This is a genomic window from Cupriavidus sp. CER-90, assembly GCF_057652055.1.
The window spans coordinates 119,736-131,597 of record NZ_JBYGYM010000003.1 but is presented as its reverse complement, the minus strand read 5'-3'; the positions used below and the strand labels follow the sequence as shown (position 1 = coordinate 131,597).

Genomic DNA, 11,862 nt, shown 5'->3' with positions numbered 1-11,862 from the left:
CGTGTCTCCGTTGGCTTGTTGTCGATGCCGGCTGCTGTGGCATTGCCTTGTTGCTTGGAGTTATACGCCGCGCCCTATAAGATTTGAAATGAAGTTTTGCTTGGATCTATACCAACAAAGATATAGGTGGACGGAATGGACTGGACCCAGCGCCTTCGGCTGCGCAATCTGCAGATGCTGCTGAGCCTGGCAGAGACCGGCAATATGAGCCAGTCGGCCGCCATGCTCAATACGACACAGCCGGGCCTTTCCAAGTGGCTCAAGGATCTCGAGGACGACATCGGACTGCCGCTGTTCGAACGGCAGGCGCGCGGCCTGCGGCCGACGCCTTACGGCGAATCACTGATCGAGCATGCGCGCCGGATCGAGGCGCAACTGGATGTGGCGCGTGACGACCTGCAGGCCATGCGCGACGGTGGCAGTGGGCTGGTGGTGGTGGGGACCTCAGGAGCGTCGGCCGCCGATACTGTGCCGCTGGCCGTGCTGGGCCTGCTGCAGCGGCTGCCGCGCGCCCAGGTGCGATTGGTGGAGACCACGATGGACCGGCTGATGAGCCAGCTGGCCCGCAGCGAACTCGATATCGTGGTGGGCCGTTCAGCGCCGGAGCTGCAGGATGCGCAGGTGCGCACCGAATCGTTGTACATGGAGCCCATCCACTTCGTGGCGCGGCCGCGCCATCCACTGGTGCTGGGCGATCAGGTGGCGTGGAGCGACCTGCAGGCGCATCGCTGGGTAGTGTGGCCGCGCGGCACGCCGATCCGCAATGCGCTGGAGGCCGCGCTTGCGAGTGCCGGCTTTCCGCTGCCGCCTGACGCCGTGGAAAGCAACTCCACCGTGCTCAATCTCACGCTGCTCAACAACAGCGACATGATCGGGCTGGCGTCCCATCGCACGGCGCGCCGGCTGGAAGAGCTGGGCGCCCTGCGGATCGTGCCGCTGCGGCTTGCCGGATTTGGGTCGGTGTCGATGTACTGGCGCGACGACGGTCTCAAGCGATCCGCCGTGGCCGCCATGCTGGAAAGCCTGCGGCATGCAGCGAACCGGTCGGTGGTTTAGAACATGGGGATTTCGGCGAATCGGGCGAGCTTTCGAACAGAAACACCATTGCGTGCAACGCTGGCTTTTGCAAATGACCGGCAACGGCTTATTGGCTGGCGTGCACGGTTCTTGATATGAAGATGATCAAGAACCGGCAAAAAGTGCTCCAAAAGGCATAAAAGCGAATAAGGCGCCGGGTTGCCTGTTCACCCCCTCTGGGGGATGTGGGTGAGCGCCGGTCGCTGGTAGAGTCGCGCGCAAGACGCTCCGACGAGGGCGCCACTGGCCGCGAGCCCGGAAAGGGAAGAGCGGCCCTTTCTATATAGATACGGGTTGGGTCCATGTTTCCACACGCTCTTGCCGGCGCACGCGCTGCCGGCATCGCCTTGCTCACCGCGGCGCTGCTCGCTGCCTGCGGTTCCGATGACACGTCCCAGGCGCCGACCGCCACGCCGGCGACCTCGCGCCTGGTGGTCAACACAGGAAGCGCCGCGCCGGTGGCCGGCGGCACGCTGACCCTGAAGGCGACCTTGCTGGCGGCCGATGGCAGCGAGCTGAAAGGCGCCAGCTTTGCGTGGACGTCCTCCGACCCAACCGTGGCTACCGTGGTGTCTGCCTCGGACAAGGCGCCGGCTGCGGTGTCGGCCTCGGTGATGGCGGCCGCCGCGGCGCCGGTCGGCACCTACGCCACCGTCCAGACCCTGGCCGCCGGCACGGCCGACATCACGGCCACTGCGACGCTCGCCGACGGCAGCCGCATCACCAGCGTCACGCACCTGGTGGTCCAGGCGGCGCCGGCCAAGTCGTACACCCTCGTGCTGAGCCCTGCCACCGTTACCGTGACCGCGGGCGGCGCGGCACAGACCGTGACGGTGGCCGTGCGCCGGTCGGACGGCGTGGACGGGGTAGCGGATCTCACCCACTGGTCGTGGACCAGCGATGACGCGAGCTTCGTGGCGACGCCAGCCGCCGACGGCCGCAGTGCCAAGGTGGCGAGTCCGAACTCAGCCACCGCGGCCGGCGCTGCAACACTGACCGCCTGCGCCGACGCTCCGTCCGGCGGCCGGCTCTGCGCGAGCGCGGCGCTGACGCGCAACGCCGCGCTGCCGCCAACCTATACGGTAGGCGGCACGGTGTCGGGCCTCGCCACCGGCAAGAGCCTGCAGCTCGCGGACACCAATGGCGACACCCAGGTGATCAGCGCCAATGGCGGATTCACTCTACCCACGCCGCGGCAGTCTGCCTCCACCTATGCAGTCACTGTGGCCGCGCAGCCGGCGGGGCAGACCTGCACGGTGGCGAATGGCGCCGGAGCGGTGGCCGCGGCCAACGTAGCGAGCATCGCAATCACCTGCGTGCAAGCGCAATTCGTGGTGGTGGCCAACCGTGATGATCGGACGATCTCTTCCTACCGCATTGACCCCTCGAGCGGGGCGCCCATAGCGGTCCCTGGCTCTCCGTTCGCTTTCAACGGTAAGGTGACTGCCCTGGACTTTGAGAAGTCAGGTCTGTTTGGCTACGCCGTCACGGAAGATACCCTCACAGTCATCGCCTTCACGCTAGATCCAACGACCGGCGCACTCGCCCTCATTCCGGGCGGCGCTACACCGCTGATCGCCCCTGGGACACCGCAATCTATTGTGGTGCACCCGTCGGGGCAATGGCTGCATATTGGTCGCGCGGGCAGCGTTGTCGGCATCGACAATCACCAGATCGACGGCATAACCCATAAGTCCATACCGCTCTTTGCCTCGGGTCTGGCAGGCGGCGTCACTACCACCGAATTGGCCATCTCCGCGGACGGTGCGCACTTGTATGTCAGCGATACCTTGCAAAACGGCATTGGGAAAATTGATTTCGTTGCTGGACTGGGCTTTGATTGGTACTCGCGTGTCAATATCCCGGCCGGTGGCCCCAGTCCAAGTGCAACGGTGTTGTCGCCAGATGGGTCCCGCTTCTACGTGCCGGACAGCTTGGCGAATTCGGTGGGTGTGGCCGCCGTCGACCCATCGACGGGTCAACTCTCGGCAATGACGGTTTTTTATGCCGGGGTTGTCGGCGCCGCAGACATCGCGCTGACGCCATCCGGCCAGGTTGCCTATGTACTGGGAACCGCAGGATCTATCGCGCGACATCTACTCGATCCGGCGACCGGAACCTCCACGGCCGCAGCGGATGTCGTGCCGGTGGGAATTAACGGGCGGCGTTTGCGAATCGAGTCGAGCGGCCGCTTCTTGTATACCCCCTCACTCAATGGTTCCCTCTACGCGTTCTCGATCAATGGTTCGACTGGAGCCTTGACGGCGCTAGTCGGTAGCCCCTTCGCGACGGGCAACGGCAACGTGGCAATCGCCATTGTCGAGCCGAAGCCTTGAGAATGCGCGTCGCGCGAGGCGTCCCTTAGGAGCGACGGTGCACCAAACGCGATAGCAAAGAGGAAATCATTCGTTCCCGGCCCGGCAGGCGATATCTACACTCGATGGCTGTCACCATCCGCCCATCCTGCCGCCCGAAATGAACCGTCGCGATTTCCTTGCTGCTTCCACGCTGTTTTCCATCGGTGTCCCGTTCTCGGCGGACGTTCTCGCAGACGCTGCCGCAGCGCAGGGGTCGCCGGTCCGCGGGGGCGTGCTCAACGTGGCGGTCTCGCCAGAGCCGACGCTGCTGACCTCCGCGTTCATCACCACGATGAACATCGGACAGGTATCCAGCAAGGTGCTGGAAGGCCTCGTGGCCTACGACCTGAACCTGCGTCCCGTGCCTGCGCTGGCAACGTCGTGGACGACCTCGGCCGACGGCCTGACCACGACTTTCCAGTTGCGCAAGAACGTCAAGTGGCATGACGGCAAGGATTTCTCGGCGGCGGATGTCCAGTACACGCTGCTTGAAGTCTGGAAGAAGCTCCATCCGTTTGGCCGCGCGGCCTTTGCCAACGTCACGGCCGTGGATACGCCCGATCCGCACACGGTCATCATTCGCCTGTCGTCGCCCGCCGCCTACCTGATCAACTACATCAATACGTACGGCGCGCAGATCCTGCCGCGCCACCTCTACGAGGGCAAGGACGTGTTGAGCAACCCGTTGAACAATGCGCCCGTGGGCACCGGCCCGTTCGTGTTCAAGGAGTGGGTCAAGGGCAGCCATGTGCGGCTGGAGCGGAACCCGAACTACTGGCAGAAAGACCAGCCATACCTGGACGGCGTCGTATTCAAGTTCATTCCCGACGCCGCCGCCCGCACGGTGGCGCTGGAAGCGGGGGAGATCGACGTCGCCCTGGGGTCCAGCATTCCGCTGTCGAACCTGGGCCGCTTCCAGGACAAGCAACGGTACCGCATCAACACCGATGATGGCCGCTACCTGGCCACGATCTTCCTGACGCAGTTCAACGTCCGCAAGCCGTACTTCGCCGATCGGCGGGTTCGACAGGCGCTGGCCTACGCCATTGACCGCAACGCGCTGCTGAAGGTGGTGTTCCTGGGCTACGGCAAGCCTGCCACGGGGCCCGTGCCGTCTTCGGTCGTCAACTACTATTCGCCCGATACGCGCCAGTATCCGTTTGACGTCAGCAAGGCCGCTGCGCTGCTGGACGAGGCTGGCTACAGGCCGGGCAAGGATGGCAAGCGCCTGCGCATTACGCTGGACTACGATGGCGGCGGCGGGGTCACCGCCAGCCGGCCGGCGGAGTTCATCAAGCAATCGCTGGCGCGCGTCGGCGTCGACGTGGAACTGCGCGCTGGCGACACCGCCACCTACCTGCGCCGCGTATTTACCGACCAGGACTACGACCTGATGATCTCCAGCCTGCATCGGCTGCCCGATCCCACGCTGGGCGTGCAGCGGCTGTTCTGGACGAAGAACATCATCAAGGGCGCGCCATGGACCAACGGCTCGGGGTACTCGAACCCGGAGCTCGACCGCGTCATGGAAGCCGCCGGGCGCGAGGCCGACGAGGGCAAGCGCAAGGCCCTGATCAAGCAGTGGCAGCAGATCGTGCAGGACGACGTGCCGGTACTCGATCTGGTGGAACAGACCTGGGTCACCGTGTCCACGGCGCGCTTCCGCAAGGCGGCGGCGCAGGGTGACGGCCTGTTTGCATCGTATGCCGATGCATGGCTCACACCTCGGGCCTGAGCCATGCGCCGCCGTGTCGCCCTGGCTTTCCTTCGCCAGCGCCTGCTGCAGGTGGTGCCGGTGGTCGTGGGCATCGCCTTGATGAATTTCGTCATCCTGCAGCTGGCGCCCGGCGATGTGGTCGACGTGCTGGCAGGCGAAGCCGGTGCCGCCACACCCGAGACCATGGCCCAGCTGCGCGCGAGCTTCGGCCTCGACCAGCCGCTGTCGCTGCAACTCGTGCGCTACCTTGGGCAGATCGCCACCCTCGACCTCGGCTTCTCGTACCGCCAGAACATGCCGGTGTTCGACCTGATCATGAGCCGGCTACCCGCAACGCTGCTGCTGATGGCACTGGCCATGGCGATTGCATTGGTGCTGGGTCTGGCGCTGGGCGTACTGTCTGCCGTACGGGTCCATCGCTGGCCGGATCGACTGGTGTCGTGCCTGACGCTCGCCGCCTATGCCATGCCCACGTTCTGGCTCGGGCTGATGGCCATCGTACTGTTCTCGGCCCGGCTGCATTGGCTGCCGTCGGGCGGCATGACCGATGTCAGCGCTGGCTACACGGGCCTGGCGTGGCTGCGCGACGTGGCGCTGCACGCGATCCTGCCCGCCTGCACGCTGGCCACGTTCTATCTGGCTGTCTATACGCGGCTGGTACGCACCGCAATGCTTGAACTCGATGGCGCGGAGTTCGTGCGCACCGCCCGCGCCAAGGGCGCGGGCGAGGTTCGCGTGACCGTGGTCCATGCGCTCCGCAACGCGCTGTTGCCGCTGGTCACGATGGCCGGCTACCAGGTGGCGTCGCTGCTCAGCGGCGCGGTGCTGGTCGAGTCCGTCTTCAGCTGGCCTGGGCTGGGCAGGCTGGCTTTCGAGTCCGTACTGGCGCGCGATTTCAACCTGCTGCTGGGCATCCTGCTGCTGAGCTCGCTGCTGGTGACTGTTGTGAACATCCTTGTGGACCTGCTTTACGCAGCCATCGATCCCCGGGTTTCGGTGGCGGGCAGCAGGAGCCGGGCATGAACGCGCCGGCCGTGCTTGCGCGCCGGTGGATACCCACGCGCAACGCACCGCGAGCGCTGTGGCGCGCCGCGTTTGCGCATCCTTCGATCGCGCTTGGCGTCCTGCTGATGCTGGCGGTGGCGCTCGTCGCCATCGTCGGGCCCTTCGTCTTTCCTGGCGACCCGTGGGACATGGCCGGTCCGCCGATGCTGTGGCCCGGCGACGATGCTGCCTATCCGCTGGGCACCGATTTCATGGGACGCGACCTGGCCACCGGCATGGCGGCCGGGGCGCGCGTGTCGCTGCTGATCGGGCTCGTCAGCACCACCCTGGCGGCGTCGCTGGGCATCACCGTGGGCGCGCTCGGCGGCTATTTCGGCGGGCGTGTCGATGCGACGCTGATGCGCCTGACCGAGGTCTTCCAGACGGTCCCGAAGTTCGTGCTGGCCGTGGTACTGGTGGCGATCTTCAAGCCCTCGGTGACCACCGTGGTCGTGGCCATCGGCGTGGTGTCGTGGCCGGCCACCGCCCGCCTGGTGCGCGCCGAATTCCTGTCGCTGCGCGGGCGCGAATTCGTGCTGGCGGCCGAAACCATTGGCATGAGCCATCTGCGCATCATCGTCACCCAGATCCTGCCCAACGCGTTGCCACCGGTGATCGCCATGGCAACGCTGACGGTTGCCACGGCCATCCAGACCGAAGCATCGCTGGCGTTCCTGGGCCTGGGCGACCCCAACGTGATGAGCTGGGGCACCATCATCGGCGGCGGCCGCGAACAGGTAGCCGATGCCTGGTACATCTGCGGCCTGCCCGGCTTCGCCATCGTCCTGACAGTGCTGGCGTTCAACCTGATCGGCGATGGCCTCAACGACGCGCTGAACCCTCATCTGCGCCAACGACGGAGCTGACCGATGACGCTGCTCGATGTACGCGCCCTGCGCGCCAGCTTCGCCATGCCGGACGGCCCGGTCACGGCGCTGCACGATGTCTCGCTGACCATCGATCGTGGCGAGACCCTTGCGCTGGTCGGCGAAAGCGGCTCCGGCAAATCGGTCACCGCCTGCGCCCTGCTGCGGCTGCTGCCGCGCCGCCTGGCGCGGATCAGCGGCCAGGTGTTCCTCGACGGCACCGAGCTGCTTGCGCTGGACGACCGCGCCATGCAGGGGATCCGTGGCCACCGTATTGCCATGATTTTCCAGGAGCCGATGTCGGCCCTGAATCCCGTGATGCGGATCGGCGACCAGATCGCAGAAACGATCCGCCTGCATCGGCGCACCAGTCGCGCCGATGCCGCACAGCGTGCCATTGCCCTGCTCGAACAGGTACGCATGCCATCGCCGCGCGAGCGCGCCAACGACTATCCTCACCAGATGTCGGGCGGCATGCGGCAACGCGCGATGATCGCCATTGCGCTGGCCGGCGAGCCCGACCTGCTGATTGCCGATGAACCGACGACGGCCCTGGACGTCACGACGCAGGCCCAGATCCTGAGCCTGCTCAAGCGCCTGCAGGCCGAAACCGGCATGGCCATGCTGCTCATTACCCACGATCTCGGCGTGGTCGCCGAGACTGCGGATCGTGCGGCGGTCATGTATGCCGGCCGAATCGTCGAACAGGGCCCGGTCGATGCCTTGCTCACCCGGCCCGCGCATCCGTACACGGCCGGATTGCTGGCATCGCTGGCCATCGAAACGCTGCCGCCGGGCGCGCGCCTGCCGGAGATTGCCGGCACCGTGCCCCCGCTGACGGCCATGCCGCCGGGCTGCGCCTTCGCCCCGCGCTGCGCCTTCGTGCAGGACAACTGCCGCGCAACCACGCCCGCGCTTCGGCACGCAGGCAGTGGCGATGTAGCGTGCCATGCACCGCTGGTCCCCGTGACCCGACGAACCGTATCGCTTGAAGAGGCCGTGGCATGAGCGCGCCCTTGCTGTCACTCCGGGGCGTGTCTCGCCACTATCCAACGCAGGCCGGCGTGGTGCGCGCGCTGGACCGCGTCTCTCTGGACATCGCACCTGGCGAGACACTGGGTCTGGTGGGGGAAAGCGGCTGCGGAAAATCCACCGTCGCGCGCGTCGCCATGCGGTTGACGGATGTCGATGAAGGCGAGGTCCGGCTGGACGGCGAAGACATCGCCAGGGCACGCGGCCGGGCCCTGCACGCGGTGCGGCCGCGGGTGCAAATGGTGTTTCAGGACCCCGCCGCATCGCTCAACCCACGTACGACCATCGGCCAGGCGCTTGAGGCGCCGCTGATCGTGCATCGGCGCGGCAATACCGCCGAACGCCAGGCCAGGGTAGCGGAAGTGCTTCGGAGCGTGGGCCTGCATCCGGACATGGCCGGTCGCTTTCCTCACGAACTGTCCGGCGGACAGCGCCAGCGTGTGGCCATCGCCCGTGCACTGATGCTGAATCCCGCGTTGATCGTGTGCGACGAAGCGGTGTCGGCGCTCGATGTCTCGGTGCGCGCGCAGGTACTGAACCTGCTGCTGGACCTGCGCGAAACGCTCGGCATCGCCTATCTGTTCATCTCGCACGACCTGGCCGTGGTACGGCACATGTCCGACCGCATCGCCGTGATGTACCTGGGACAGGTCGTGGAACAGGGCCCGCGCGATGCAGTCTGGCATCGCGCGCTGCATCCGTACACGCGATCGCTGATGTCGGCGGCGCCTTCGGCCCACCCGGCAAACCGGCGCCTGCCAAGGGTTGTCATGGAAGGCCAACTGCCCAGCCCGCTGGACCCGCCGTCCGGGTGCCGCTTCCATACGCGATGTGCCCACGCCACCGACCAGTGCCGGGCGTCCGAGCCTGCCTTGCGGCTGCGCGGCGCCGATCACTGGGTTCGCTGCCACCTGGCCTGACAAGTGCTGCGGGGGCACCCCGCTTGCCGCAGCACGCGCATCAGCGCATGGCCACGACCGCTGCCCGGATCTCCTGCCTGAGCCACACGGCCGCTGCATCGGCTTGCGTCCGCCGGTTGTGAATCAGCTCGATGTCGAAGGCAGTATCGGCAAGCGCTTCGGGTACCTCGCAGATCTGCACGTCGGGGGAGGCGAGCCGGTGCGCCACCCGCCTGGCAACGGTCGCCACCAGGTCGCTGTGCGCCACGGCCAGCGGTAATGCCACGATGTGCGAAAACGTCGCCGCGACACGCCGTTGCAGACCCAGCTTGTCGAGCCGGGCATCGATGACCCCGCGCCGTGATCCGGTATCGCCGGGGGCGAACAGCGCATGGGGCAGCTGCAGATAGGTCGCCAGGTCGATACTCTTCCGCTGGCCATGCGCGGCCAACTGCGGATGCGAGCGGCTGGCAATGCAGACGAAGTCCTCTTCGTACAGCCGGGTTCGCACCATGCGTTTCGGCGCGGTGAGATGGCCGCCAATGGCAACGTCGACCACGCCCTGATCGAGCTGCTCGTAAATGGCCGCCCGCTCGAGCGCCATGATACGCAGGTCGATGTCCGGCGCTTGCCGCCGGAGGCGTCCGATCAAATGGGGCAGCAGGACGATATCGGCGTAGTCCGTGGCCGCGATGGTAAAGCTGCGTCCAGCGGGCATGGCCGGATCAAAAGCCACCGACTGGCCGACGGCCTGGCGCACGTGATCGAGCGCGGAGGAAATCCCGGGCATCAGCGTGTGCGCCAGTTCGGTCGGCTGCATCCCCGCGTGGGTTCGCACAAACAGGTCATCGCCGAACAGTGCCCGCAGCCGCGTCAGCGCATTGCTCACCGACGGCTGGGCGCGGTTCAGGCGCTTGCCGGCCAGGGTGACACTGCGCGTCTGATACAGCGCCTCGAATGCCACGAGCAGGTTCAGATCGATCCGGGACAGATTCATGCCGTGAATTTAACGGATATCGGATATCCATTTCAAGAATCGTCATTGCGTGGGTACGATGGATGGTCTCCTTCTTCCTTCGATCATCCTCCGGACAGCGCCAAATGCAGACCGTACTTGTCACAGGCATCGAGCCATTCGACGGCGAAACCCTGAACCCCTCCTGGGAAGCGGCCCGCGCCGTCGATGAACGCGTGATTGGCGGCGCGCGCGTGGTGGCGCGCCAGCTTCCGTGTGTGATTGCCGACGTCAGGCAGGCGCTGCTGGGCGCCATTGCCGAGGTCGATCCCGTTCTCGTGCTGTGCCTGGGGCAGGCAGGCGGTCGCAGCGACATATCGGTCGAACGGGTGGCGATCAACGTGGTGGATGCGCGAATCCCGGACAACGCCGGCCGGCAGCCCATCGACGAACCCGTGATCGCCGGCGGCCCTGCCGCCTACTTTTCCGCGCTGCCGATCAAGGCACTGGTCCGGCGTCTGCGCGAATCGGGCATCCCGGCATCGGTTTCGCAGACCGCCGGCACCTACAACTGCAACGCCATCTTCTATTCGCTGCTGCATTGCATCGCGACCGAGCGTCCAGCCCTGCGTGGCGGCTTCATTCACGTACCGTACTTGCCGCAGATGGCCGCCGCCCACCCCGGCGCGCCGAGCATGGAAGCCCGCACGCTGATTGCGGCCATCGAAATCATGGTCGCCACGGCGCTCGAGGTATCCGCCGATCTCAAGGAAGGCGGGGGCGCCACGCACTAGCCGCATACGCGCATGCAAAAGCGGGCGTTACCGGCGGCAAGGATCGCTGCGCGATGTCTTCACTTTTCCTGCCATGGCATTTCCTTCCACAGTTGGCGGAAGCCGGCTTCGCCACGTTCGAGTTCGGCGGCATAGGCGGCCGGGGCCAGGTAGCGCAGTGGCGCAAACATGGCGTCCGCTTGCTGCTTGAACTGCGGGTCCACGGCAACCTTGGCCATCGCATCGACAAGCTTCTTCTTGACCGGCTCAGGCAGGCCCTTCGGGGCGGCGAGGCCGCGCAAGGAGGCGAGCTCGATGTTGTAGCCCTGCTCGCGGAACGTCGGGACGTTGGGCGCGAGTACCGCGCGCGACAATCCCATCTGTCCCAGGAACTTAAGCGGCGTGCCGCCCTTCTGGTACGCCAGCGCTTCGCCAACGTTGATGGCGCCGATCGTAATCTGCTGACCCGCCAGCGCGCCACGGACTTCGCCGGCCCCCTTGTAGCCCACATGTGTCATCTTGACGCCCGCCGCCTTTTCGAACAGCAGCATCGCGAGATGGTCGTCCGAGCCGACGCCCGTGGTGCCGACGGCGACAGCGCCCGGATTTGCCTTGGCATACTTCACGAGCGTCGCCAGCGAATCGATGTTGCTGGACTGATTGACGGTGAATGCGCCCGGGTCGTCTACCAGATTGCCGATGAGGTCGTAGCTCTTCCAGGTGAACGTCGTCTTGCGCTCGATTGGAATCGTCAGCAAGTTCGGCGTGTTGATGAAGCCGATGGTGTAGCCGTCCGGCGTGGCGCGTGCCAGTTCGGCGAAACCAATGGCGCCGCCGGCCCCCGGCTTGTTCTGAACGACGATGGTTGCACCCAGCTCCTTCTCCAGATGCCGTGCGAGCAGGCGGGCTACCAGGTCGGTGCCGCCGCCCGGTGCGTACGCCACAATCATCTCGATGGGGCGATTCGGCCACGGTGCGGCTTGCGCCTGGGCCGATGCCGGCAGCAGACTGCCGACCATGCCGACGAGCGAAGACGCGGCAAGGGAAAGGGATAGACGCCGACGACGGGAGTCGGGATTGCTGTGCATGGTGTTGTCTCCTCGCCGACCCTCATGTGGCCGGCGTATTTTTGTGATGACGGC

General features: G+C 66.1%; 10 protein-coding genes. 8 read left to right on the top strand and 2 right to left on the bottom strand.

Annotation, left to right across the window (positions count from 1 at the left end; translation table 11 throughout):
* Nucleotides 1-135 precede the first annotated feature (135 nt).
* From AC24R4_RS27810 to AC24R4_RS27780, 7 genes are all read left to right on the top strand, one after another.
* The gene (locus AC24R4_RS27810; protein WP_487524084.1) at nt 136-1,056 is read left to right on the top strand and encodes a LysR family transcriptional regulator; all 921 of its coding nucleotides are present in this window, start codon (nt 136-138) and stop codon (nt 1,054-1,056) included.
* 323 nt (nt 1,057-1,379) lie between these two features.
* Complete coding sequence (locus AC24R4_RS27805; RefSeq protein WP_487524083.1) at nt 1,380-3,413, top strand: lactonase family protein; 2,034 nt, start codon at nt 1,380-1,382, stop codon at nt 3,411-3,413.
* A 139-nt stretch (nt 3,414-3,552) separates the two neighbouring features.
* Complete coding sequence (locus tag AC24R4_RS27800) at nt 3,553-5,169, top strand: ABC transporter substrate-binding protein (protein WP_487524082.1); 1,617 nt, start codon at nt 3,553-3,555, stop codon at nt 5,167-5,169.
* Nucleotides 5,170-5,172: 3 nt separating this feature from the next.
* Nucleotides 5,173-6,174: an ABC transporter permease gene (locus tag AC24R4_RS27795; protein ID WP_487524081.1), complete on the top strand. Its 1,002-nt coding sequence runs from the start codon at nt 5,173-5,175 to the stop codon at nt 6,172-6,174.
* A complete protein-coding gene (locus tag AC24R4_RS27790) occupies nt 6,171-7,061 on the top strand; it encodes an ABC transporter permease (RefSeq protein ID WP_487524080.1) in 891 nt (296 codons plus the stop codon). Before AC24R4_RS27795 ends, AC24R4_RS27790 begins: the two co-directional genes overlap by 4 nt.
* Before the next feature lie 3 nt (nt 7,062-7,064).
* A complete protein-coding gene (locus AC24R4_RS27785) occupies nt 7,065-8,069 on the top strand; it encodes an ABC transporter ATP-binding protein (RefSeq protein ID WP_487524079.1) in 1,005 nt (334 codons plus the stop codon).
* Nucleotides 8,066-9,013, top strand: a complete 948-nt coding sequence (locus AC24R4_RS27780) for an ABC transporter ATP-binding protein (protein WP_487524078.1) — start codon at nt 8,066-8,068, stop codon at nt 9,011-9,013. The genes AC24R4_RS27785 and AC24R4_RS27780 overlap by 4 nt, the downstream gene beginning before the upstream one ends.
* 40 nt (nt 9,014-9,053) lie before the next feature.
* Here AC24R4_RS27780 and AC24R4_RS27775 read toward each other — a convergent pair whose 3' ends face one another.
* Nucleotides 9,054-9,989 carry a LysR family transcriptional regulator gene (locus AC24R4_RS27775; RefSeq protein ID WP_400396215.1) on the bottom strand — a complete coding sequence of 312 codons (936 nt, stop codon included), beginning with the start codon at nt 9,987-9,989 and terminating at the stop codon, nt 9,054-9,056.
* 104 nt (nt 9,990-10,093) lie between these two features.
* On the opposite strand from AC24R4_RS27775, the gene pcp reads away from it, so the two are divergent.
* A complete protein-coding gene (gene pcp, locus AC24R4_RS27770; protein WP_400396213.1) occupies nt 10,094-10,741 on the top strand; it encodes a pyroglutamyl-peptidase I in 648 nt (215 codons plus the stop codon).
* A gap of 59 nt (nt 10,742-10,800) precedes the next feature.
* Here pcp and AC24R4_RS27765 read toward each other — a convergent pair whose 3' ends face one another.
* Nucleotides 10,801-11,808: a tripartite tricarboxylate transporter substrate binding protein gene (locus tag AC24R4_RS27765; protein WP_400396212.1), complete on the bottom strand. Its 1,008-nt coding sequence runs from the start codon at nt 11,806-11,808 to the stop codon at nt 10,801-10,803.
* Between the last annotated feature and the right edge of the window lie 54 nt (nt 11,809-11,862).